This is a genomic window from Streptomyces monticola (genome assembly GCF_042665355.1).
Lineage (GTDB): Bacteria > Actinomycetota > Actinomycetes > Streptomycetales > Streptomycetaceae > Streptomyces > Streptomyces monticola.
In genome coordinates, this window is record NZ_JBHTCF010000021.1 from 1 (window position 1) to 23085 (window position 23085).

A 23085-nucleotide genomic window follows, 5' to 3' on the forward strand; every position below is an offset into this window, starting at 1 on the left:
CATAGTGTTTCGGTGGTCATAGCGTGAGGGAAACGCCCGGTTACATTCCGAACCCGGAAGCTAAGCCTTACAGCGCCGATGGTACTGCAGGGGGGACCCTGTGGGAGAGTAGGACGCCGCCGAACTATTTTTGAGGGAAAGCCCCGCACCAATGGTGCGGGGCTTTCCTGCGTTATGCCCTTATGCCCTCCTGCCGTTATGCACTCCTACCGTTATGCCTTCATGCGGACGGCTTCACCAATTGGGTGTCGTACGCCAGGATCACCGCCTGGACGCGGTCGCGGGCGCCGGTCTTCGCCAGGATGCGGCCCACATGCGTTTTCACTGTGGACTCGGCGAGATGAAAGCGTTCGGCGATTTCCGTGTTCGTCCAGCCCTGGCCGATGGCCGTGAGGATTTCGCGTTCGCGGTCGGTGAGGGCGGTCAGCCGGGGGTCCTCGGCGCGGTGTTCGGCGGTGCCCGACGGCAGCTGGTCGGCGTAGGCGTCGAGGAGACGGCGGGTCAGGCTGGGGGTGACCACCGCGTCGCCGGAGGCCACCGCCCGGATACCGGCGAGGAGTTCCTCCGGCTGGGCGTCCTTCACCAGGAAACCGGAGGCGCCGGCGCGGAGGCCCGCGTACGCGTACTCGTCGAGGTCGAACGTGGTGAGGATCAGGACTCGGGTGCGGTCACCGGAGGCGACGATGCGGCGGGTGGCCTCGATGCCGTCGAGACCCGGCATGCGGATGTCCATCAGGACGACGTCCGGGAGGAGTTGGGCGGTCATACGGACCGCTTCGCTGCCGTTGCCCGCCTCGCCCGCCACCGTCATGTCGTCCTGGCTCTCCAGGAGCATACGGAAGCCGAAGCGCTGCATGGGCTGGTCGTCGACGATCAGGACGGCGGTCACGGGGCGGGTTCCTCCGGTAGGTGCATTCGGACCCGCCAGCCGCCGGTCGGCTGTGGGAGCGGGCCGGCTTCAAGTGTGCCGTTGTACAGGGCTGTTCGCTCGCGCATGCCGGTGATGCCGCGGCCGCCGGGTGCCTCGGCGCGGCCGCCCGGAGTCACCGTGGGAGCGCCGCGGCCGTCGTCGGTGACGGTGACCGTCACGCCCGTGTCCGAGTGCGAGACGTCGACCGTGGCCGTGGCGCCGGGGCCCGCGTGCTTGAGGGTGTTCGTCAGGGCCTCCTGGACCACGCGGTACACGGTGAGTTCACGGCCCGCTGTGTCCGAGTCGTGGGCCGGGGTGCCGCGCACGGTCATACGGACCGGCAGACCCGCCGAACGTACGCCGTCGACGAGGGAGTTCAGATCGGTGAGGCCGGGCTGCGGGGTGAGATCGGCGTTCGGGGTGTCGTCGCGCAGCACGCCGAGGAGCCGGCGGAGCTCCGTCAGGGCCTCGCGGCTGGTGCCGGCAATGGCCGTGAGGGCCTGGCCGGCGCGCTCGGGGTTCTTCTTGGCGGCGTACGAACCGCCGTCGGCGAGGCCGGTGATGACCGAGAGGTTGTGGCCGATGATGTCGTGCATCTCGCGGGCGATACGGGTGCGTTCGGCCGCGGCCGCCAGCCGGGCCTGCTGGTCGCGCTCCACCTCCAGCTGCCGGGCGCGCTCGACAAGGGAGGCCAGATACTCCTTGCGCGTACGCACCGCCACGGCGAGCAGCACGACCATCACGAAGCCCCACAGCGTGGGCAGGATCTGCTGGTCCCAGCTGTCCTCCGGGTAGCGGACCGCGCCGATCACCGTGGGGACCGCGATCACGGCGAAGGCTCGTAGGAGGGTCATCGGGGAGCGGTGCAGGGCGATGTTGAAGACGACGATGAACTGGAGCAGGGCCGCCTGGGCGATGATGCCGTCCCAGGCGTTGGCGAGGGCCGCGGGGGCCATGGCCAGGAGCGCCGCCACCGGGTGCGTGCGCCGCCACAGCAGCGGCAGCGAGAAGCCCAGGCAGATGAGGAGCACCAGGGTTTCCGACGCATCGCGGTTGCGGGCGACCGTGTGCCAGCCGCCGCTGCTGTAGTCGATGAGTGAGGCCGTCACGTAGAAGGCGGTGAGGAGCAGGTCCCAGACCAGTGGGTGGCGGTGGTCGAAGGCCCGCAGCCGCTGGAGCAGCCGCTGCACATGGGCGGTGAGGGCGGAGGTGTCGCCCTTCGCCGCCGTGGTCTGTGGCCTGGGGGCTTGTGCGGTCACGGGATCATCCTCCTACGCTGCGGCGCGTACCTCACACGTCCCGGCGCTTCAGGAGCAGGCCCGCGGGCCACAGGGTCGCCAGGGCCCACAGGACCAGGGCGAGCAGGGCGGGCCCGGGGGACGCGGCGTCGGCGGGCGGATGCGCGGAGCCGAGGACGCCGGACGCCTGGGCGGGGAAGTAGTCGAGTGCGGTGCGCAGGGCGCTGGAGGGGATCGCGCCGAGTACTTCGGGCAGGACGAGCACCAGGCCGACGAAGGCGCCGATGCCGGCGGGGATCGAGCGCACCAGCGCGCCGAGGCCGAGGGCGATCAGGCTGAGCAGGGTGATCCCGGCGGCGTTCCCGGCCAGGGCGCGCAGGACGCCGGGATCGGTGAGCGAGGCCGCCTTGTCGGTGCCGGCGAGGAGGGGCTGGGTGGCGAGGAACGTGACCAGGTTGGCGGTCAGGGTGACGGTGAGGGCGACCGCCGTGAACAGCGCGGCCTTGCACCACAGGACCGGTGTGCGGCGGGGAACGGCGGTGAGAGAGGCACGGATCAGGCCCGTCGAGTACTCGCCTGCGGTGACCAGGATGCCGAGGACGGCGACGCAGATCGTGCTGATCTGGGTGCCGAGCAGGACGTAGGTGACGGTGTCGATCTCGGAGTCGTCGCCGTCGTAGGACCCGGCCATGACGAAGCCGATGGCCAGGGTGAAGACGGCGGCGGCGAGCAGCGTGATCCAGGTGGAGCGCAGGGTCCACAGCTTGTGCCACTCGGAGCGCAGGACGCGCCGGGAGGTCAGGCGGGGGAGCGGGGTATGGGGGAGCCGGGTGTGGGGGAGCCGGGTGTGGGGGGTGGTCGAGGGGGTTGCGGTGGTCATGCTGCGGCTCCCGTCGCGGAGGTCCCGGAGGTCGTCGTGGTCCTGGAGGTGGCGGTCGGCGCCTGGTATTCGACGGTGTCGCGGGTCAGGTCCATGAAGGCCTGCTCCAACGAGGCGCTGCGCGGGGTGAGTTCGTACAGGGGGATGCCGTGGGCGGCGGCGGTGCGGCCGATGTGCTCGGCGTCGGTGCCGTGGACGTCGAGAACGCCGGGCGTCTCGCTGGAGATCTGGACGCCGGGGGCGGCGAGCCGCTCGCTGAGGGCGGCCGCCTCGGGCGTGACGACCTTGACGGTGGCGGTGCCCGATGAGCGTACGAACGCGTCGACGGTCGTGTCGGCGAGGAGCCGGCCGCGCCCGATGATGATCAGGTGCTCGGCGGTCAGGGCCATCTCGCTCATCAGGTGTGAGGAGACGAAGACCGTACGGCCTTCCGCGGCAAGGGACTTGAGGAGGGTACGGATCCACAGCACGCCCTCGGGGTCGAGGCCGTTGACCGGCTCGTCGAGGATCACGGTGGCCGGGTCGCCGAGGAGCGCGGCGGCGATGCCGAGGCGCTGGCCCATGCCGAGCGAGAAGCCCTTCACGCGGCGCGTGGCGACCTCGCGGATGCCGGCGAGGTCGAGGACCTGCTCGACACGGGAGCGCGGGATGCCGTGGGTGTGGGCCAGGGCCATGAGGTGGTGGAAGGCGCTGCGGCCCGGATGTACGGAGCGGGCCTCCAGGAGGGCGCCGACCTCGTGCAGGGGCGCCGGGTGGGCGGCGTAGGAGCGGTTGCCGATGGTGGCGCGGCCGCGGGTGGGTGCGTCGAGGCCGAGGAGCATCCGCATGGTGGTGGACTTGCCGGCGCCGTTGGGGCCGAGGAAGCCGGTGACGGTGCCGGGGCGGACCTCGAAGGTGAGGTCCTCGACGACTGTCTTGTCGCCGTAGCGTTTGGTGAGTCCGTGTGCCCGAATCATGTCTTCGATGCTGCTGTGCGCGGGGGCGCTGGGCGTCGGACCGGGGGCGGGAGCGTGGCGGAGGGCGTAGTACCGGGGTACGACGGGGGCCCTGACGTGGGGTGGGGGCGCGAGGCGGGGATACGAGGCAGAGGCGCGAGGCAGGGGTGTGGCGGGCTTCAGACCGGTACGTCGTCGTGCGGCCAGCGGGACCGTACCTGTTCGCGGGAGCGCAGCAGTGCCAGGGTCGGCAGGCCGCGGTCCGCTCCGGTGGCGAGCAGTTCGGGCAGCTGCGGCAGCGGGGCCACCGCCGCCACGTCGTCGAGGACGAGGGTGAGTGGTGGGTCGAGCCGACCGGAGGATGACCGTTCGGCCATGCGCCGGCCGTGCTCGACCACGCTTGCGGCGAGCGCCGTGAGGAGGGGCATCGCGCCGGGTTTCGTCTTCGGGTCCTCGATGGGTTCACCCACCACGTAAAGCGTGCCCCCTTCGGCGATGAAGGAATCCAGCGTCAGGGCATCTGTCCGGTTCGGAGTGCAGGCCTCGCGGATGTGCACCGAGAACAGCGAGGACAGGGCACGGGCCGTCAACTCCTGGGCCATGTCGCGGCGTTCGGGGTGCGCGGTGAGTTCGGCTTCGAGTTCACCGCCGGAGCCGCTCGCCGCCTTGGCGTTCGTCCGCAGGATGCGTACCGCCTCCTGGACCTGGCTGCCCTGGGCCCAGCGGTGGACGTGCTTGAACTGGCGGCCGTCCACAGCGGCGGCATGCAGATAGCAGCGCAGCAGGGTCTCGGCGGTGGTGGCCGTCGCCGCGTCCAGCTTGGCGGTGGGGCGTACGGGGGCGAGCAGGGCGCGGGCCCGCGAGGCGGCCGTCTCGCGGTCCTCGCAGCCGCTGCTGGGGGACCAGTGCATACGGGCCGGAGTGTCGCAGAGGTGGGAGGGGTCGTAGAGGAGTACGGGGCCGAGTTTGGCGCGGGCGTCCTTGGTCTCCTCCCAGAGGGTGGGGTCGGAGGTCAGGACGAGGGCTGCGCTCTCGGACTCCTGGATGGCCTGTACGGCGGCGTGGCGGCGGTCTTCGGGAGGGCCGAGGAAGAGGGGGCTACGGGGGGCTGGGACCGTCACCGGTGCCGTGACCGTCGGCTCGGTCGCCGGGCTTCGCACCTCCGGTGCGGGGTCCGGTGCGGTCGGCGCGCGGGAGCTTTGCACCTCCGGTGCCTCCTGCTTTCGCACCTCCGGTGCGTTCTTCTCCGCGCCTCCGGCGCGGTGCTCCCACCCGGCCCGCCCCTCGTCCGCCTCCGGCGCAAGCTTCTCCGGGCCTCCGGCCCGTACCTCTTCCACCTCCGCGCCTCCGGCCCGCCGGGACTTCCGTACCGCTCGCCACCGCGCCAGCGTCCCCATCACAAACACCGTCAGGACCGTGAGGACCATCAACTGCCCGATGAACAGGCCCCAGAAGAGTCCGTAGCCGGAGAAGGCGGAGGCGGGGCTGTCGGGCCAGGCGCCTGCGATGTCGTGCGGCTGGGAGATCAGATGGCGCATCGCGACCGGCGTACGCGCGAAGGTGACGCCCGTGGGCCAGGCGCCCTTGGCGAAGAGGGCGGCCAGGCCCGTCGCCGTCCACACGAGGAGGGTCAGGCCGAGCAGGAAGGCCAGGAGGCCCACGAGCAGGCCGTCGGGGATGCCGCCGTCCCTCTCCGGGCCCCTGTCCGGGCGGCGATCGTGTCGGCGATCGTGACGGCCGTCGAATCGCCGCTCGTGGCCGCGGCCGTATTCAGGCATCACGCCACCGTCGCGTCCGAGCCGCCGAGCTCTTCGTACCGTTCCATTTCCATGCGGGCCGCGCGTTCCTCCGCCTCGCGTTCGGCGGCGAGGAGGAGGTCGTCCTCTTCTTCGACGAGGGTGGACTCGGTCATGGCCCGGTCGGTGTAGACGAGGGGGCGTTCCATCTCGGTGATCAAATGCTTCACCACTTGTACGTTGCCGTTGACGTCCCAGACGGCGATGCCGGGGGTGAGGGTCGGGATGATTTCGACCGCCCAGCGGGGCAGGCCGAGTACCCGGCCCGTGGCCCGTGCCTCGTCGGCTTTCTGGGCGTAGATGGTTCTGGTGGAGGCCATCTTGAGGATCGCCGCGGCCTCCTTCGCCGCCGCGCCGTCGACCACGTCGCTGAGGTGGTGGACGACCGCCACGAAGGACAGGCCGAGCCGCCGGCCGAACTTCAGGAGGCGCTGGAAGAGCTGGGCGACGAAGGGGGAGTTGATGATGTGCCAGGCCTCTTCGACCAGGAAGATGCGCTTCTTGCGGTCCGGGCGGATCCAGGTGTGCTCCAGCCAGACGCCGACGATCGCCATCAGGATCGGCATGGCGATGGAGTTGCGGTCGATATGGGACAGGTCGAAGACGATCAGGGGTGCGTCGAGGTCGATGCCGACCGTGGTCGGGCCGTCGAACATGCCGCGCAGGTCGCCGTCGACCAGGCGGTCGAGGACGAGGGCGACGTCGAGGCCCCAGGCGCGTACGTCCTCTATCGCGACGTTCATCGCCTCCGCCGACTCCGGCTCCGGGTGGCGCAGTTGCTCGACGATGTCGGTGAGGACCGGCTGGCGCTCGACGATGGTCTCGTTGACGTAGGCGTGCGCGACCTTCAGGGCGAAGCCGGAGCGCTCGTCGAGGCCATGGCCCATGGCGACTTCGATGATGGTGCGGAGCAGCGCGAGCTGGCCCGTCGTCGTGATGGACGGGTCGAGGGGGTTGAGGCGGATGCCGGTGTCGAGGGCGACCGTGGGGTCGAGGCGGATCGGCGTTATGCCGAGTTCCTGGGCGATCAGGTTCCACTCGCCGACGCCGTCCTCGCCCTGGGCGTCGAGGACGACGACCTGGCGGTCACGGAACCTCAACTGACGTAGTACGTACGTCTTTTCCAGGGCCGACTTGCCGTTTCCCGACTCGCCGAGCACCAGCCAGTGGGGGGCCGGGAGCTGCTGGCCGTAGAGCTGGAAGGGGTCGTAGATATAGCCCTTGCCGCTGTAGACCTCGCGGCCGATGATCACGCCGGAGTCGCCGAGTCCGGGTGCGGCGGTCGGCAGGTAGACGGCTTGGGCCTGGCCGGTGGAGGTGCGTACCGGAAGGCGGGTCGTCTCCACCTTTCCGAAGAGGAAGGAGGTGAAGGCATCGGTCAGCATGGACAGCGGATCTCGCATGGGCCTGGCGCCTACCTTCTACCTTTACCGTCGGATGCCGGTCGCGAACGGCAGGGTGTTCACAAAGGCCCGGTGGTGCTCACGGTCGCACCACTCCAGCTTGAGATACGACTTGCCTGCCGAGGCCCGGATGGTCCGCTTGTCGCGGGCGAGGGACTCGGGGGAGCGGGCAGAGACCGTGATGTAACCGACCAGGTTGACGCCCGCGGCGCCGCTCGCCAGGTCCTCGCCGCGCTGGTCGAGGCGGGAGTGGGCGGCGATGTCGCGGGGGTCGACGGTGCGGTTCATCTTGGCCTGGCGGCTCGCCTCCGCCTCGTCGTTGGTCTTCTCGGTGAGCATCCGCTCGATGGCGATCTCGGTGGGCTCCAGGTCCATGGTGACGGCCACGGTGCGGATGACATCCGGGGTGTGGACCAGGAGGGGCGCCAGGAAGTTCACGCCGACCGGGGTCATGGGCCACTCCTTGACCCAGGCGGTGGCGTGGCACCAGGGCGCGCGGGTGGAGGACTCGCGGGTCTTGGCCTGGAGGAACGTGGGCTCCATGGCGTCGAGTTCGGCGGGCCAGGCGTTGCGCTTCGTCATGGCCTGGATGTGGTCGATGGGGTGGTCGGGGTCGTACATGGAGTGCACGAGGGACGCGAGCCGGCCCTGCCCGAGCGGCTGGCGTACGCGGATGTCCGCCTCCTGCAGGCGTGAGCAGATGTCGGTGAGTTCACGTGCCATGACGACGGCGAGACCGGCGTCCTTGTCGACCTTGCGGCCCGAGTGCGGGCGCGAGGCGCGGGCCATGGCCTGGGCCTCGGCGGCGAGTTCGCGGGTGTAGTGCATACAGGCCACGAGGTAGGCACGGTGCTGCTCGCTGCTGGTGGAGACCATGGACTGCAGCTGGTCGTAGGAGTTCCGCAGCCAGCCGGGGGATCTGTCGTCGCCGCGCATCGCGACGTCCTTGGCGTGTGCGTCGGGGTCGGCGGGCAGGGTGCGGGCCAGCATCTGCAGCCGGGTCACGAAGCCGTCGCCGTTCGCGACATGCTTGAGCAGGGTGCCGAAGCGGTCGACGAGGGCTTCCTGGTCCTCGCTGTCCCGAAGCCCGACGCCGGGGCCCTCGATCTCGATGGCGGCGGTGACGGTACGGCGGTCGGCGTGCAGCAGTACGGCGATCTCGTCCGGGCCGAAGGGGGCGGCGAGCCAGGTGATCCGGCCGATGCCCGGGGGCGGGCCGACCTCGACCTCGCGCCCGTCGAAGCGGATGCCGGCCTCGGGGGCGGCGGAGCGGTAGGCGGTGCCCGAGCGCAGGCTGCGCTTGTAACTCCGGTTGATCTCGAACCACTTGAAGAAGGTGCGTCCCTTGTACGGGATGTACACCGCCGCGATCGCCAGCATCGGAAAGCCCATGAGGAGCACGATGCGCAGGGACAGGACCGGCACGAGAAGGCCGCACATCATGCCGAGGAAGGCCCCGGCGATGATCAGGGCGATCTCGCCGGTCTCGCGGTTCTTGCCGACGATCGCGTTCGGCCGCGCTCGGCCGATCAGATATGTGCGGCGGGGCGCGACCTGGTGGGACTGGGTCGTCAACGCCCTTCACCTCCCGTGCGGTTGGTCGTGCCTCTGGTGCCGGTGGTGCTGCTCGTGGGACGTGAGCTGTGAGTACTCGTACGGGGTGAGGGTGCGGCGGAGGGGACAGTTCCGCCGCCGCTTGAGGGGGCTGTGCCGCTGGAGCCGCGGCTGCTGTGCGCGGCGACACCGCCGCTGGCGGGGTTCGCGGGGCGCGGTGCGCTGCTCTGCGAGCCGCCGCTGTCGTCGCCGCCGCGGCCACGGCTCGAGTGGGTCTTGATGCCTTGCGAGACGAGCGCCGCCGGGGAGCTGATGACGGCGGCGGCCTTGCCTTCGGCGCTCTGCATGATGCGGTTGCTGCGGCCCGCGGCGATCTCGTCGCCGAAGCCGGGCACGAAGCGGTAGATCATCGCCGAGGCGAAGATGGCGAGCAGGATGATGGCGAGTCCTGACACCACGGCCGAGAACGAGTCCGGGCCCTGGTCGCCGGAGAGGGCCCCGGCGAGCCCGAGCACGATGACGATCACTGGTTTCACCAGAATCACCGCGATCATGATTCCGGCCCAGCGGCGGACGTGGGACCAGAGGTTCTTGTCGACGAGTCCCGCGTACACGACGGTGCCGAGCAGCGCTCCTACGTAGAGCAGGGCGGCCCTGATGACGAGTTCGAGCCAGAGGACACCGGCCGCGAGGATCGACACCAGGGACACCACGATCAGCATGATCGGGCCGCCGCCGATGTCCTCGCCCTTCTTGAGGGCCTCCGAGAACGAGCCGAAGAACACGTCCGTCTGCCCGCCCGTGGTCTTCGCCAGGACCTGGGACACCCCGTCCGTGGCGGACACCACGGTGTAGAGGATCAGCGGTGTGAAGGCGGAGGCGAGCACGGTCAGCCAGAGGAACCCGATGGCCTCGCTGATGGCGGTGGCCAACGGCACCCCGCGCACGGCCCGCTTGGCGATGGCGAGCAGCCACAGGAGCAGGGTCAGGATCGTCGACGCGGCGAACACCACGGCGTACTGCTGCAGGAACTTGGGGTTCGTGAAGTCGACGTTCGCGGTCTCCTTCACGGCGGCGCTGAGCTTGTCGACGGTCCAGGAGGCGGCGTCCGCGCAGCCCTTGGCCAGGGAGGAGAGCGGATCGAGGGCGCCGAGGGCGTCGTCGGCGGGGGATTTGGGGGCGCCGCCTGCGCCGTCTTTGCCGTTTTCGCAGTACTTCTTTGCCGGGCCGATCAGCAGGTCGCAGGGGTCGTCGGACGGCTTGGGCGTGGGTTCGGCGGCAGCGCGCGTGGCCAGCAGGACGGCGGTCGTTTGTACCGCTGCCATGGTGGCGGCGAGCGAGAGGGCACGGTGGCTCTTACCGGGCATACGTGAACCCTCCGTACTGTTCAACGGCCTCGCTGATGTCCTTGGAGGTGGCGGCCGGTTCATCGCCCGGGACCGGGGCGGGGCCGTCCTTCTGCGAGTCTTTGGTGATCTTCCAGTCGTCGCCGGTCCACGTCAGCTCGAACGTCCAGGTCTTCCAGGTCGTCCGTACCGGATCGGTGGAGTTGGTGCCGGACATGCCGATCAGGCCGGTGTACCAAACCGACACCGTGGCGCTGTCGGCGTCATGGCGTACGGCCTTCGTGCCGACAGGGACCGTCCGGGAGACGAAGGTGCTCCCCTTCGGGGGATTGCCGTCGGCGTCCAGGCCCATCCGCGCGAGGAACTCCGGCGAGTAGGCCTTGTCCATGGGCTTCTTGAGCTTGGCAGCCGCCGCACGCGTGTAGATGGAGTCGAGGATCTCGTGGCGGGTACCGGCGTTGAACATGTCGTCGGAACCAAGAGCCACGGCATAGTTCGCCGCCGCACTCTCCGCCCCCTGCCGATCATGAGCGAACCCCGAAGACACCGCCTTCTTGCCGGAGGCCTCCGTGGGGGCGGCGTTCGGGCCGGACTCGTTGCCGTCGTCGGTGGAACTGCCGCCTCCGTCGCCCCGGTTCGCGAACGCGATAGCCGCGATCAGGAGGACGATCACGGTCACGACCGTGATGAGGCTGCGTGGGGAGCGGGCCGCCGGGCGGCGTGGGCCGCCGTAGACGCCGCCGTCGCCTTCGGGGAGCCGGGTGCGGGTCTGGCCCGTGCCGCCCACGCCAGTGCCGTCGTCGAGACTCATAGCGCGTACGCCCCCTCAAGCAATTGCGGAACCGCGTAGTACGACGGTAGCCGTGCTGGTTCCCGCGCGGGCGCGGTGTGGTGACTCGACATCAGGGAGACGCAACCTCTGCCGGTGGGCACGACGGGCGGACGGGTCGGGGACGGGGGCCGGGGCGGTGGGAGGCGCCCGGGGCGGGGACTGCGTGGTCGGTCAGACGGCCATCCCGTACACGATGGTGAACACCGTGCCGAGTGAGCCGATGATGAAGACTCCGGTCAGGCCCGCGATGATCAGCCCCTTGCCCTGCTCTGCGCTGAAGGTGTCGCGAAGCGCCGTCGCGCCGATGCGCTGCTTGGCCGCACCCCAGATCGCGATGCCGAGGCAGAGCAGGATGGCGATGGCCATCACCACCTCGATCATCACGCGCGCTTCGTTGCCCAGGCTCCCGAAGGGACCCCAGTCCGGGGCGATCCCGCCGATGATGGTGGTGATGTCGCCCTTTTCGGCTGCCATAAGCATGTAACTCACCGCCCCTATTGGGTAGTTCTGCACCCTCTGCCGATGTGCAGAGGTCAGGCCTATTCTCGCCGAGAATGCCGCTGTCGCATGACGACTTGGAGTCATTCATTGGCGGAGTTCGTATGGGTTCCGTACGCGCCGCCGCCGGCCGCCCCGCGCAAGGGCACAGGACGGTATACAGAGGCGCGTATGGTCACTCTGTGTATCACGAGGGGTGACGCCGGGCAATGAACAGGCTGTAGTCGTTACGGCGCGTAGGCCCTGGTCGGGGCTGGGTGCGGCGGTGAATGGCCGGTTCTTTGCGGTGGCGGGGCCGGTGCCCGGTGCGCCGTGCCGTAAGTGCCCGTTTTATGGCGTAGTCCGAGCGGATCTTGTCTAGCCTCGCGGGATGCAGACAGGTACTGAACCCACACTTTTGCGTACGGGGCCCACGCTGTCTCGTACCGGGCCCACGTCTTCCCGTTCCGGACCCGCGCTCTCGCGCCGGGGGCTGCTCGGCGCCGCCGTGCTCGCTGGTCCGCTCGCGCTCGCCCTGCCCGGCGCCCAGGCCGATGCCGCCGACGCCGTGAATGCCGCCGGTGCCGCCGGTGCCGCCGACGGTGCGCGGCGGCGGTTACGGCGGCTGGAGGCCGACTACCCGGGGCGTATCGGGGTCGCGGTGCTCGACACCGGGAGCGGACGGTTCCTCGGCTACCGTGCGCGCGAGCGGTTCGCGATGTGCTCGACGTTCAAGGCGCCCGCGGTGGCGGCGGTGCTGCGGGTGGCGCGGCGGGAGGATCCGGGGCTGCTCGACCGGCTCGTGCGGTACACGGCCGCCGATGTGGAGCAGGCCGGTGGTGGCGCAGTTACCAGCAAGCATGTCGAAACCGGGCTGACCGTACGGGAGTTGTGCGATGCGGCCATCACGTACAGCGACAACTGTGCGGCGAATCTGCTGATGCGGCGGATCGGCGGGCCCGGCGCGGTCACGGGATTTCTGCGGACGCTCGGCGACCGGCACTCCCGACTCGACCGCTGGGAACCCGAGTTGAACACCAACCTGCCCGGCGATCCGAGGGACACCACCACGCCCGCGGCGATGGCGCGGAGTCTGGGTCTCATGAGCCTGGGAGGCGCCCTCGCTCCGCCTGACCGCGCGCAGCTGAATGCCTGGCTGGTGGCCAACACCACCGGGGACAAGCGGATCCGGTCGGTGCTGCCCGGGAGTTGGCGCGTCGGCGACAAGACGGGCACCGGTGAGCGCGGCTCCATGAACGACATCGCCGTGGCGTGGCCGCCCGGCGCGGCGCCGCTCGTCATCTGTGTCTATACGACGCGGCTCGACGCGGAGACGCCGGGCGACGACCGGGTGGTGGCCGAAGCGGCGGACATTGCGGTTTCTGCGGTTTCTGCGGTTTCTGTGGGTTCCGCCTTGGTTTGAGGGGGAGTTGCGCACCCTCCGGTCATGTTGTCCACAGGCTATGGACAACATGACCGGAGGAGGCGGCCCCAGGCGGGGCCCGGCAAGATCCATCGCGCCGTCATTAGCAGGTCAGACGGCGCGAAGGCGCCAACTCGCGGCCGCGTAAGGCAATTTCATCCGGTTCGCCCATTGGCGGTAACCCGATGGCCCAATGGTTCAGTCATCGCGTACAACAGCCGACAAACGCACCATGATGACTACGCAGCCCTTGCTTGCCCCCTCTGCGATCGACGCGCTGAGGGACGTACTGACGTCACACGGCTACACGCGCGAGGGCATCGTCGCGCGGGTCGGGATCGAGGCCGCGCAAGGACTCAACCGCTACGACCCCACGCTCGCCCTGCAACTCCTCGGCGAGGGCGATCCGTTGGCAGTGCTGATCCAGCTCTTCATGTGCGGCCGCACGGTGCGGCTCAGGTCCGTGGAGCCCGGGGTCGTACCGCTGCTCGAAACCGCGGGCGAGGGCCTGGTGCGGGCCGCCGTGTATCTCCATCCGTACGAGAAATGGTGGGCGCTCTCCGACTTCCCGCGGTTTCTGCGGCCGGATCCGCAGGACCGCAGGGCCGACGGCGTCCAGCCGATCGGGCCCGATGCGACCCTCCTGCGCCGGGCCACCCTGACGCACCGCGTCGAGTCCGCGCTCGATCTGGGCACCGGCGGCGGGGTGCAGGCGCTGCACCTGAGCGGGCAGGCGGCGCGGGTCACGGCCACCGATCTGTCGCCGCGCGCCGTCAGGTTCGCCGCCACCACCGCCGCGCTCAACGGCCTGGACTGGGAGGTCCTGCACGGTGACATGGCGCAGCCGGTCGCCGGACGGCGCTTCGACCTGGTGGTGAGCAACCCGCCGTTCGCCGTCGGCCCGGGGACCGTGCACTGCGTACACCGCGACTCCGGCCGGCCCGGCGACGGGCTCTGTGCCGAACTGGCGGGCAACGCGCCCGAGTTGCTCACCGAGGGCGGGTATCTGCAGTTCCGGGCGCACTGGCTGCACCGCGCCGGGGAGGACTGGCGGGAGCGGGTCGCCGACTGGATTCCGGGCGGCGCGGGCCTTGACGCGTGGATCGTGCAGCGGTCGGCCGCCGGTGTCGTGCCGTACGTCGACCAGTGGCTGGAGCTCGGCGGCGGCGAGGAGGCGCTCGGCCAACGCGAGGCGTGGCTGCGCTGGTTCGAGGGGCAGAAGGCCGAGGCCGTGGGCATGGGCACCGTGGTCGTACGGCGCAGCGGGCGCGAGCGGTCCGCCGTACGCGTCGAGGAGCTGTCCGCGGAGGCGGGGGAGCTCACCGGCGCCCAGGTCGCGGGGTGGTTCGCCCGGCAGGACTGGCTGCGCGCCCACGATCCGCTCGCCGAGCGCCTCACGCCGGGCCACGGCCTGACCCTGTGGCAGCAGGCCGACCACCGGGACGGCGCGGGCTGGCAGTTGGCGCAGCAGGTGCTCAAGGTGCCCGGTGACGGACTGAATTGGAGCGAGCGGGTCTCGCCGCTCGCCGTGGCGCTGCTCGGCGGGGCGGGCCGGGACGCCACCATCGGCGAGCAGGTCGCACGGCTCGCGGAGGCCGAGGGCACGGAGCCTGGGCGGCTCGCGGAGGCGGCGTTGCCGGAGGTGGCGCGGCTCGTGGAGAGGGGCGCGCTGGTGCCCACGGCGCCGGATGCCACCGGGCCGGGCGGACCCGATGCCGTCCGGCCGGGCGGGCCCGATGCCGCACGGCTGAGCGCGCCGGATGCCCTGGGCTGACCGATACCGGCGCCACCGGCACCCACCAGCGAGGCGCCCGCACGCCTCAGCGAGGACACCCGGTCCCGCCAGCGAGGAACACTGCGTCCGCTCGCGTCGGCGAGAAGTGCCGGGCTTCGTCAGCGGGGCGTCCGCTTCGCGCCAGCGCGAAGCGCCGGGCCCCGCCAGCGCGAAGTACCGGGCCCTGCCAGCGAATAGCCCCCGCCCCGACAGGAAGAAGCCCCCGCTCGCGCCAGCGCGAAGTACCGGGCCCTGCCAGCGAATAGCCCCCGCCCCGACAGGAAGAAGCCCCCGCTCTCACCACCGAGAAGCCCCCGCCCCGCCGGCAAGAACCCCCCCGCTCTCACCACCGAGAAGCCCCCGCCCCGCCGGCAAGAACCCCCCGCTCTCACCAGCGGAAAGCACCCGGCCCCACCGAACAAGGTGTACCCAGGCCCACCCCGCACTGGCCGCGTACGCCCAATGTGGCGCCGCCCGTCCGACCGTAACTTCGAAGTCAACGAAGCAACGAGGTCGACGAGGTCAACGAGGCGCAGAGAGTGCCGGATGTGCCGGGATGTTCCGGACGGAGAGGAAACACCATGTTTCGTAAGAGCGGGAACGAGCCGGCCAGGAACACCTCTGAGGCTCTGCGCCTGGTGAAGGTCAGCAAGGTCTACGGTTCGGGGGACGGCGCGGTCACCGCCCTCGACGGGGTGAGCCTGAGCCTGGCCGCGGGTACCTTCACCGCGGTGATGGGGCCCTCCGGCTCCGGCAAGTCCACGCTGCTGCAGTGCGCGGCCGGTCTCGACCGTCCCGACCGCGGCATCGTGATGGTTGACGGCGCGGAGCTGACGGGCGGCACCGAGGCGGAGCTCACCCGGTTCCGCCGGAGCCACATCGGGTTCGTCTTCCAGCAGTACAACCTGCTGCCCACGCTCACCGTCGCGCAGAACACCGTTTTGCCCCTGAAGCTCGCCGGACGGCGCGTGGACCGGCGCCGGGCCACTCAGATCCTCGACCAGGTCGGCCTCGGCGACCGGCTCGGCCACCGCCCCGACCAGCTCTCCGGCGGTCAGCGCCAGCGCGTCGCGATCGCCAGGGCCCTGGTCACCGAGCCCGGCGTGATCTTCGCGGACGAGCCGACCGGTGCGCTCGACAGCCAGAGCGCACGCGATGTGCTGCGGCTGCTCCAGGAGGCCGTGCGGGTGCACGGACAGACCGTGGTGATGGTGACGCACGACCCGGTCGCCGCCTCGTACGCCGACTCCGTACTGTTCCTCGCCGACGGCCGGATCGCCGGCGAGATGCACGCGCCGACGGTGGACGCGGTCGCCGAGCGCCTGGCGCACCTGGGCGACGAGCGCCCGGCCATGCCGGTGGGGGTGTGAGCGATGCTCTCTCTGGCGATGCGGTCGATCAGACAGCGGCCCGGACGGTTCCTGGCCACGCTGCTCTCCGCCTTCCTCGGCGCCGCGATCATCATGACGTTCAACTCGATGCACGACACGGCGGCAGCGGCGGGAGTGGACGATGTCAGTGCGGAAACGCTCACGCTCACCGCCAGCGTGGTCGGCGGCTACGGCACGCTCCTGGTGTTCTTCGCCATCGCCTCGACCCTGACGGTCAATGTGCGCCAGCGGGAACAGGAACTCCTGCTCCTGCGCAACACCGGGGCGACACCCGCGCAGATCAAGCGCATGGTCGTCGGTGAGGCGGTCGCCGTGGCACTCGCCGGCGCGCTGCTCGCCATCGGCCCGGCGATGCTCGGCGGCCAGGCGCTGCTGCAGGTCTTCAAGGACACCGGGCAGGTCGCGGAGTCCGTGGACCACACGTTCGGTACGGCCGCCCTGATGTCGGGGATCGACATCACCCTGCTCGCGGCTGTCGGCGCCGCGTTCCTCGCGGTACGCAGGGCGACGCGGGCCTTCTCCGGCCGGGGCGGCCAAGTGCTCGGCCGGTGGCGGGTGTTCTCCGGCAAGGCGGCGCTCGGGCTCGGTGCGGTCCTGGTGCTGTCGGCGTTTGTCTTCGACCCCACGGACGAGGCCCTGATGGCCGGTCCCGCCTACGGTGCGATCCTGATCGCGGTCGGCTGCGCGGTCTTCTCGCCCCGGCTCCTTCGCGCTCTGCTCGACGCTCTGGACGGCGCGTTGTCGTCGCTTGCCGGTGCGAGCGGCTATCTGACGGTGCGCACCATGCGGCCGCGGGTCGAGCAGTACTCCGGCATCCTCATGCCGCTGATCCTCTTCACGGGCATGGCCACGGCGACGCTGACGATGCAGTCGGTCGAGAACGACGAGATCAAGGCGTCGGGCCTGGCCAAGACCGTGGACGCGAAGAACCTGGAGACCCTCAACCTGACCGTCGTCGGCATCATCGTGGCCTTCTGCTGCGTGATGCTGATCAACACCCTGTACGCGGCGACCTCTTACCGCAGCCGTGAGTTCGGCCAGCAGCGTCTGGCAGGGGCCACTCCGGGGCAGGTGCTCGGCACGGTCGCGACGGAGAGCGCGGTCCTCACGGCCGCCGGTGTCTTCTTCGGCACGCTGGCGGCGCTCGCCGGGACACTCCCCTTCACCTACGTCCGCACGGACGGCGCGACACTCCTGCCGGACCAGTTCACGGGCGTCTGGTTCGCGGTGGTGGCGGTCGCGGCGGTGGTGACGCTGGTGACGAGCGTCGGGACGGCACGGAAGGTGATGCGCACGCCGGCGGTGGAGACGGTGGCGCTGGCCGCGTAGCAGGAGACGTACAGGTACCAGGAGACGTACAGGTACCAGGAGACGTACAGGTATCAGGCGATGTACGGGTGCCAGGAGACGTACGGGTGCGCGGAGCGGAACTCCCCCGGGGCGGCTGCCAGTTGAGGCAGCCGCCCGCCGCGTTGTCCGTGCCGTGTGGAACAGTTGATCCGGTGGATGCGCTGAGACCTCAGGACCCGGCCCGGATAGGTGCCCACGCGCTTCTCGCCCGGATCGGCGCCGGCGGCATGGGCCAGGTGTATCTCGGACGCTCGCCCGGCGGCCGGCTCGTCGCCATCAAGGTCATCAAGGACGAGATCACCGGGCACCCCGAGGCGCTGGCCCGGTTCCGGCGCGAGGCGGAGACGGTCCGCGCGGTGCGCAGCGCGTACACCGCGAACCTGATCGACGCGCACCTGGACGCCGCACCGTTCTGGCTCGCCACGGAGTATGTGGCGGGGCCCACGCTGAGCGGGGCGGTGAGCGGGCGCGGGGCGCTGCCGCCCGAGACCTGCCGGGCGCTGTTCGCTGCGCTCGCCGAGGCGTTGGCGAGCGTGCACGCGTACGGCGTCACGCACCGCGACCTCAAGCCGCAGAACATCATCCTGTCCACGCAGGGCCCGCAGCTGATCGACTTCGGTATCGCGCGGGGCGCCGGGCACACGGCGCTCACCCGCACCGGTGTGGCGCCGGGGACACCGGGCTTCACCGCCCCCGAGGTGCTGCTGCGCAACGAAGTGGGCGCGGCGGCCGATGTGTTCGCGCTCGGCGCCACGCTCGCGTACGCGGCCACGGGCCGGTCCCCGTTCGGCTCGGGACCGATGGACGCCGTCTCGTACCGGGCCGTGCACGAGCCGGTCGACGTGGCGGGTGTCGAGCCCGCACTCGCGGCGCTCATCGAGTCCTGCGCGGCCAAGGAGGCCGCGGACCGGCCGTCGCCTGGCGAGATCATCGCCCGCTGCGGTGTGACGTCCGCGCTGACCGAGGACGCCTTCTACGGCGGCCTGACCGGTCTCGGCGCGGCGGCCCCGCGCGATCTGCCGACAGCTGTGGCGGCCGGTCTCGTGCCCCAGGGGCACGGTCAGCCCGAGCTCGCGCAGCAGCCGACGGCCGGAGCGGGGTACGTACCGACGCGTGCCGGAGCGGGGTACGTCCCGACGCTGGCGCCGCAAGCCCAGGTCAACACCTTGCGGCGGCGCTCACGGCGGACCCCGTGGCTGGTGGCGGGGACCGTCGCCCTGGTCACAGGCCTGACCGTCGCCCTGACCCTGCAGCTGCTCCCCGACGGCGAGGAAGGCGGGGAGAACCCCTCGAAGAACCCATCAGGCAGCGCCTCCGCGCCGAAGCCGCCCGCGTACATCGAGAACGACCGTGTCTCGCGCGACTTCTGGACCCTCTCGGAGGACGAGACGGAGGCCTTGCACGGCAAGGGCCAGTGCAATCAGGTCGCCGAAGAGCGGCCGCCCGGTGCCGATATGCAGGTGTCGGTGACGGATGCCGACAGCCCGGACAGTGCCACGGTCGCCCGCCGCGCGAAGATCGAGATGCGGATCAAGTACGCCGAGCTGAACGAGAAGAAGCCCGCTCCGTACTACGTGTCCGTGGGAGTCAAACCCCCGCACGACATCGACGCGGAGACGGGCCGGCCCTTCGAGGACCTGCTGACCGAGAACAAGACGATCGGCTACACCAGCAAGCCGGTGGACATCTACTCCAAGTGGAAGACCGGCGGTTACGTCGAGCTGACCTACCCGGACGACTTCGAGAGCCACGCGGCGGGCAGGACCTGGCCCTCCATCCCGGTGCGGAACGACCCCGGCGACTGGACCGTGCTCTTCTACCATGTCAAAGGCGGCCCCAAGGACTACGCGAGCATCATGTGCTCGGGATTCCGAGTGCGGTGACGGGCCGTCACATGGGCGAAATGGCGGTGAACCACGCCCGCATGGGGGAGGGTTGAGTCGTGCGAAAAGTCTGGGTCGTGTCGGGAGTCGGAGCCGGGCTCGCCCTGAGCTTCGTGGCGCTGCTCGTCGTCGGGACGTACATGGTGGCGGGCAACCTCGCCAATGGCATCGGCAAGGGCGCGGTGGGCCTGGCCAAGGGGGCCGTGCCCGCGCAGTACCAGAACCTGGTGCAGAAGTGGGGCAATCTGTGCCCCGCCATCAACCCCGCGCTCCTGGCCGCGCAGTTGTACCAGGAGAGCGGCTGGGACCCGACCGCGAAGAGCCCCGCCGACGCCCGCGGTATCGCCCAGTTCATCCCCGGCACCTGGGCCACGCACGGCATCGACGGCGACAAGGACGGTGACCGCAACATCTGGGACCCGGCCGACGCGATCCCGTCCGCGGCCACCTACGACTGCACGCTCGCCGGATACGTCGAGGACGTGGGCGGCAACGCGACGCACAACATGCTCGCCGCGTACAACGCGGGTTCCTACGCCGTCATAAAGTACGGCGGCGTCCCGCCGTACAGCGAGACGCAGAACTACGTGAAGACGATCACGAATCTGTCGAAGAGCTTCGCCAGGCCCGTCGGCAGGGTCAGCCCTTCGCGCCAGGCCGCCGGGGCGATCTCCTTCGCCCAGGAGCACCTCGGGGAGCCCTATCTGTGGGGCGGTGACGGGACGCCGGAGGACGGCGGCCGGTTCGACTGCTCGGGACTGACGAAGGCCGCGTACAAGTCGGTGGGTGTGACACTGCCGCGGGTGGCCAACGACCAGTACAACGCGGGGCAGCACCCGAAGCGGGACGAACTGCTCCCCGGGGACCTGGTGTTCTTCTCGGACGACCTCACCAACTCGCGGGCCATCCGGCACGTGGGGATCTACGTCGGCGGCGGCTACATGATCGACGCGCCCCGCACCGGCGCGGTGATCCGGTTCACGCCGATCGATACGCCGGATTACTTCGGAGCCACCCGGGTCACCGAAGATGGCGCGAAAGCACTCGCCCAGGGATAGCGGCGGCGAGGCCAGGAGCTGCGACGGCAGCTGCGCGGGCAGCCGGACCGCACGCTCGCGTGGCCGGAACTCTTCGCTTCACCAGGCCTCTGAGCTGCGACGATGAGTCACTCTTCGATAACGTCTGAGTGATCTTTCGGTTGAGTGTGGAACGTAGAGAGGGGAATCGAGCGTTCCCTTGACTGCGGATGACTACAGATGACTGCGGAAGCAGCACACGCAGCACACGCAGCACCGACACGGCGACAGCAGCACTGACCAGCTCTGAAGCACGGGGGTAGACAGGGCGCGCACCAGGCGCGTCCGCGGGCGACTACGGACAAGGGGCCGCGGCACCATGGCTGGACCAGAGGCTGGACCTGAGACCTCAGGGTCGAACCCCGACGTCGGCCTGCTCTACGACATCAACGGCATCGCCAAGGACGCCCCGCACTGGGCCGACCGGATCGTCTCCTTCGTCGGTGAGTACGGCCTGTTGCTCGCCATGGTGCTGCTCGTGCTGTGGTGCTGGCGCAGTGTGCGGCGCCGCGAGGACGCCGAGGTGGCGGTCGCGGGGCTGGTGTGGGCGCCGCTCGCCGCCGGTGTCGCGGTGCTGATCAATATCCCGATCCGTGAGTTCGTGGAGCGGCCCCGGCCCTTCAAGGACCATCTGGGCCTCGAAGTCCTGGTCAAGGGCAAGACCGACTTCTCGTTCGTCAGTGACCACGCCACGCTCGCCATGGCCCTGGGCGTCGGACTCTTCGTGGCCAACCGGAAGTTCGGGCTCATCGGGATCGGGCTCGCCCTCGTCGAAGGGTTCTGCCGGGTCTACATGGGCGTGCACTACCCGACGGACGTCGTCGGCGGCTTCGCGCTCGGCACCGCCGTCGCCCTGCTCCTCGCGCCGCTCGCCATGGCCCTGCTCACCCCGCTCACCAAGGCCGTCTCCCGCTCCGCGCGAGTGGGCCGGCTGGTGCGGGCGCGCACCTCGGACTCCGTGGTTCAGGGCGCGGTCGGGCTGCCGGGGCCGCGCACCGAGCCGTCGGCGGAGTCCGGCGAGAACGACCTGGCGGCCTGACCCCGCGTCTCCTGCACGGCGGACACGACGACATTCGAGTCCCAGTGGCCGCTCCGGTCGAGCGCGCCCCCGCACGTGATGAGCCGCAACTGCGAGTCGGGCACCGGCCCGTACACCTCACGCGTCGGGAACGCCGTCGTCTTGTACGTGTCCACCGACGTCACCCGGAACTGCAGCAGCCGTCCGTCCGCGGCCCGCGTCTCCACCAGGTCGCCCGGAACGAGCCGCCCCAGGCGCGCGAAGACGGCGTCGCGGTAGCGGCCACGCGCGGTCGCGGGGGCGTCCCGGTGCCCCACGAGGACGGTGGGTCCCGGCACCCCGGGGCGGGCGCCGAGCGTGTACCAGCCGACCTTCATCGCGTCCTCGAAACCCGGCACTTGAAGGGCCCTGTCGTCCTCGAGCCCGAGCGGCAGCACCTCCGCGTCCACCTCGATGGCGGGGATGTGGATCCGGCGCGGCGCGCTCGCGAGCTCGGGCACCTGCGCGAGCCGCGGGGTGCGGTCCTGTACGACCGGTGCCCGCGGCGCGGCCCTGCGCGGTGTGCCGTCCCGCGACAGATCGGCGACGGACGCCGTGACCGCCGACTTGACGGACGTGTCCAGCCAGGGGAACTGGTGCAGCAGTACGGCGGCCAGGGCGCAGAGTGCCGAGGCGCTGAACATGAGCCTGACCGCCGTACGCGGAGGGCGTGGTGTGCCGCGTCGGGGTTTCAGCTCCGCTCCTCCTCGGCGGCCGCGCGCGGTGCGCGGTGCCTGCGCAGCAGGATCAGACCGACGCCACCGGCGGCGGCGGCCACGGCGGCGGAGCCGAGGGCGAGGGCGCCGGCCTCGGGGTGCTGTCCGGCGGCGTTCCCGGTCTCGTTCCCGGTCTCGTGCCGGGCGCCGCCCCTGGCCGCGCCGGACGGGGTGGCCTTCATGGCGCCGGTGTCGCGGCCCGGGTCCGTGGCGGTGCCCGTGCCGGGGTCCGTGCCCGTGCCGGACGTCTTGTCCGGGGACGCCATCGTCGGCATCGGAGTCGTCGGTACGGGGGTGGCGGCGCCGTCGGAAGAGGTGGGGGTGCCCACGCCGGGGGACCGGTCCGCACCCGGTGACTGGTCCGCGCCCGGTGACTGGTCCGCGCCAGGGGACTGGGAGGCCTCACCGGACGCCGGCGCCGACTCGGCGGGCGACTGTGAGGCGTCGGGGGACTCGGACTCGGAGGCACCCGCGGCCTTGAGCCCTTCGCCGTCCGCGCCGACCAGGCTCCAGCCCTTGACCTCCTGGCCCTTGGGCTCGTTCGGCTTGTCGTCCTTGTAGTAGTAGAGCGGGTGCGTGTTGTAGATGACCTGCGGCTGGTCGGCGCCCTCGGGGTTGTCCTTCGTCTGCGCCGTATCGCCGCTGACGCCCTCGGCCTTCGTCGGATAGCCCACCGCGGCGGGCCAGTTGGTGGCGCAGTCGCCGGTGCAGTCCGGGGTGTCGGGCTCGTCGTCGTCCCGCAGATAGAGCGGGTTGCCGTCCTTGTCGGCGAGGGCCTGCCCGTCCGGGGTGTCGATGAGCTTCAGCTCACCGGGTTCCGTGGGCTTGTCGACGGCGGCGGCGGGCGCGGAGAGGGTGAGGAGGAGCGCGGCCGCGGCGAGGGTGCCGAGGGCGGCTATTCGGGGTGGCTTGCTTCCGTTCATGGCTGTCCTGCCTGAGGTCCGTGTACGTGGACTCTCAGGGCACCGCCGCGGCGCCGACGGGGCCATCCGGGAGGGGCCGTACGGGGGGCGGTGACACACGTCTGGCCGTGAGCTGTTGCTG

The 23085-nt window shown here is 70.7% G+C and carries 19 protein-coding genes and 1 rRNA gene; 8 read left to right on the forward strand and 12 right to left on the reverse strand.

Going from position 1 to position 23085, the window contains the following annotated elements:
- The first annotated feature begins 8 nt into the window (after positions 1–8).
- Positions 9–125: ribosomal RNA gene (gene rrf, locus ACFQVC_RS34720) — 5S ribosomal RNA — on the forward strand.
- A gap of 95 nt (positions 126–220) precedes the next feature.
- Here the strand turns inward: rrf and ACFQVC_RS34725 are convergent.
- From ACFQVC_RS34725 to ACFQVC_RS34770, 10 genes are all read right to left on the reverse strand, one after another.
- A complete protein-coding gene (locus tag ACFQVC_RS34725; RefSeq protein ID WP_381838199.1) occupies positions 221–889 on the reverse strand; it encodes a response regulator in 669 nt (222 codons plus the stop codon).
- On the reverse strand, positions 886–2169 hold the full coding sequence (locus tag ACFQVC_RS34730) for a sensor histidine kinase (protein WP_381838201.1): 1284 nt from the start codon (positions 2167–2169) through the stop codon (positions 886–888). The genes ACFQVC_RS34725 and ACFQVC_RS34730 overlap by 4 nt, the downstream gene beginning before the upstream one ends.
- Before the next feature lie 31 nt (positions 2170–2200).
- Positions 2201–3028 carry an ABC transporter permease gene (locus tag ACFQVC_RS34735; RefSeq protein ID WP_381838203.1) on the reverse strand — a complete coding sequence of 276 codons (828 nt, stop codon included), beginning with the start codon at positions 3026–3028 and terminating at the stop codon, positions 2201–2203.
- A complete protein-coding gene (locus ACFQVC_RS34740) occupies positions 3025–3984 on the reverse strand; it encodes an ATP-binding cassette domain-containing protein (RefSeq protein ID WP_381838204.1) in 960 nt (319 codons plus the stop codon). The genes ACFQVC_RS34735 and ACFQVC_RS34740 overlap by 4 nt, the downstream gene beginning before the upstream one ends.
- A gap of 158 nt (positions 3985–4142) precedes the next feature.
- A complete protein-coding gene (locus ACFQVC_RS34745) occupies positions 4143–5741 on the reverse strand; it encodes a TraM recognition domain-containing protein (protein WP_381838206.1) in 1599 nt (532 codons plus the stop codon).
- Positions 5741–7162, reverse strand: coding sequence for an ATP-binding protein (locus tag ACFQVC_RS34750; protein ID WP_381838208.1), 1422 nt, complete (start codon positions 7160–7162; stop codon positions 5741–5743). The genes ACFQVC_RS34745 and ACFQVC_RS34750 overlap by 1 nt, the downstream gene beginning before the upstream one ends.
- Positions 7163–7186: 24 nt before the next feature.
- Positions 7187–8737: an SCO6880 family protein gene (locus ACFQVC_RS34755; protein ID WP_381838210.1), complete on the reverse strand. Its 1551-nt coding sequence runs from the start codon at positions 8735–8737 to the stop codon at positions 7187–7189.
- The gene (locus ACFQVC_RS34760) at positions 8734–10083 is read right to left on the reverse strand and encodes a hypothetical protein (RefSeq protein WP_381838212.1); all 1350 of its coding nucleotides are present in this window, start codon (positions 10081–10083) and stop codon (positions 8734–8736) included. Before ACFQVC_RS34760 ends, ACFQVC_RS34755 begins: the two co-directional genes overlap by 4 nt.
- The gene (locus ACFQVC_RS34765; protein ID WP_381838214.1) at positions 10073–10873 is read right to left on the reverse strand and encodes a hypothetical protein; all 801 of its coding nucleotides are present in this window, start codon (positions 10871–10873) and stop codon (positions 10073–10075) included. Before ACFQVC_RS34765 ends, ACFQVC_RS34760 begins: the two co-directional genes overlap by 11 nt.
- A 192-nt stretch (positions 10874–11065) precedes the next feature.
- The gene (locus ACFQVC_RS34770) at positions 11066–11374 is read right to left on the reverse strand and encodes a hypothetical protein (RefSeq protein ID WP_160505898.1); all 309 of its coding nucleotides are present in this window, start codon (positions 11372–11374) and stop codon (positions 11066–11068) included.
- A 388-nt stretch (positions 11375–11762) separates the two neighbouring features.
- Between ACFQVC_RS34770 and bla the strand changes: the two genes are divergently transcribed.
- From bla to ACFQVC_RS34805, 7 genes are all read left to right on the forward strand, one after another.
- Positions 11763–12794 carry a class A beta-lactamase gene (bla, locus tag ACFQVC_RS34775; RefSeq protein ID WP_381838216.1) on the forward strand — a complete coding sequence of 344 codons (1032 nt, stop codon included), beginning with the start codon at positions 11763–11765 and terminating at the stop codon, positions 12792–12794.
- A 232-nt stretch (positions 12795–13026) separates the two neighbouring features.
- Positions 13027–14568, forward strand: coding sequence for a DUF7782 domain-containing protein (locus tag ACFQVC_RS34780; protein WP_381838218.1), 1542 nt, complete (start codon positions 13027–13029; stop codon positions 14566–14568).
- A gap of 581 nt (positions 14569–15149) precedes the next feature.
- Positions 15150–15938, forward strand: coding sequence for an ABC transporter ATP-binding protein (locus ACFQVC_RS34785; RefSeq protein ID WP_381838220.1), 789 nt, complete (start codon positions 15150–15152; stop codon positions 15936–15938).
- A gap of 3 nt (positions 15939–15941) precedes the next feature.
- A complete protein-coding gene (locus ACFQVC_RS34790; RefSeq protein ID WP_381838222.1) occupies positions 15942–17288 on the forward strand; it encodes an FtsX-like permease family protein in 1347 nt (448 codons plus the stop codon).
- A 173-nt stretch (positions 17289–17461) separates the two neighbouring features.
- On the forward strand, positions 17462–19192 hold the full coding sequence (locus ACFQVC_RS34795) for a protein kinase domain-containing protein (RefSeq protein WP_381838224.1): 1731 nt from the start codon (positions 17462–17464) through the stop codon (positions 19190–19192).
- A gap of 59 nt (positions 19193–19251) precedes the next feature.
- Positions 19252–20250, forward strand: a complete 999-nt coding sequence (locus ACFQVC_RS34800) for a bifunctional lytic transglycosylase/C40 family peptidase (protein WP_381838226.1) — start codon at positions 19252–19254, stop codon at positions 20248–20250.
- A gap of 337 nt (positions 20251–20587) precedes the next feature.
- Positions 20588–21307: a phosphatase PAP2 family protein gene (locus ACFQVC_RS34805; RefSeq protein ID WP_381838228.1), complete on the forward strand. Its 720-nt coding sequence runs from the start codon at positions 20588–20590 to the stop codon at positions 21305–21307.
- Here ACFQVC_RS34805 and ACFQVC_RS34810 read toward each other — a convergent pair.
- Positions 21232–21969 (reverse strand): sortase domain-containing protein, encoded by a 738-nt coding sequence (locus ACFQVC_RS34810; protein ID WP_381838230.1) that lies wholly within the window; start codon positions 21967–21969, stop codon positions 21232–21234. The two genes, ACFQVC_RS34805 and ACFQVC_RS34810, sit on opposite strands and share 76 nt — an antisense overlap.
- Before the next feature lie 47 nt (positions 21970–22016).
- Positions 22017–22964: a COG4315 family predicted lipoprotein gene (locus tag ACFQVC_RS34815; RefSeq protein ID WP_381838232.1), complete on the reverse strand. Its 948-nt coding sequence runs from the start codon at positions 22962–22964 to the stop codon at positions 22017–22019.
- Between the last annotated feature and the right edge of the window lie 121 nt (positions 22965–23085).

Excerpts from the sequence above, each read along its gene's own strand:
- ACFQVC_RS34735 (WP_381838203.1), bottom strand. The coding sequence starts at position 3,028 with ATGACCACCGCAACCCCCTCGACCACCCCCCACACCCGGCTCCCCCAC.
- ACFQVC_RS34740 (WP_381838204.1), bottom strand. The coding sequence starts at position 3,984 with ATGATTCGGGCACACGGACTCACCAAACGCTACGGCGACAAGACAGTC.
- ACFQVC_RS34745 (WP_381838206.1), bottom strand. The coding sequence starts at position 5,741 with ATGCCTGAATACGGCCGCGGCCACGAGCGGCGATTCGACGGCCGTCAC.
- ACFQVC_RS34750 (WP_381838208.1), bottom strand. The coding sequence starts at position 7,162 with ATGCGAGATCCGCTGTCCATGCTGACCGATGCCTTCACCTCCTTCCTC.
- ACFQVC_RS34760 (WP_381838212.1), bottom strand. The coding sequence starts at position 10,083 with ATGCCCGGTAAGAGCCACCGTGCCCTCTCGCTCGCCGCCACCATGGCA.
- ACFQVC_RS34765 (WP_381838214.1), bottom strand. The coding sequence starts at position 10,873 with ATGAGTCTCGACGACGGCACTGGCGTGGGCGGCACGGGCCAGACCCGC.
- ACFQVC_RS34770 (WP_160505898.1), bottom strand. The coding sequence starts at position 11,374 with ATGCTTATGGCAGCCGAAAAGGGCGACATCACCACCATCATCGGCGGG.
- bla (WP_381838216.1), top strand. The coding sequence starts at position 11,763 with ATGCAGACAGGTACTGAACCCACACTTTTGCGTACGGGGCCCACGCTG.
- ACFQVC_RS34780 (WP_381838218.1), top strand. The coding sequence starts at position 13,027 with ATGATGACTACGCAGCCCTTGCTTGCCCCCTCTGCGATCGACGCGCTG.
- ACFQVC_RS34785 (WP_381838220.1), top strand. The coding sequence starts at position 15,150 with ATGTTTCGTAAGAGCGGGAACGAGCCGGCCAGGAACACCTCTGAGGCT.
- ACFQVC_RS34790 (WP_381838222.1), top strand. The coding sequence starts at position 15,942 with ATGCTCTCTCTGGCGATGCGGTCGATCAGACAGCGGCCCGGACGGTTC.
- ACFQVC_RS34805 (WP_381838228.1), top strand. The coding sequence starts at position 20,588 with ATGGCTGGACCAGAGGCTGGACCTGAGACCTCAGGGTCGAACCCCGAC.
- ACFQVC_RS34810 (WP_381838230.1), bottom strand. The coding sequence starts at position 21,969 with ATGTTCAGCGCCTCGGCACTCTGCGCCCTGGCCGCCGTACTGCTGCAC.
- ACFQVC_RS34815 (WP_381838232.1), bottom strand. The coding sequence starts at position 22,964 with ATGAACGGAAGCAAGCCACCCCGAATAGCCGCCCTCGGCACCCTCGCC.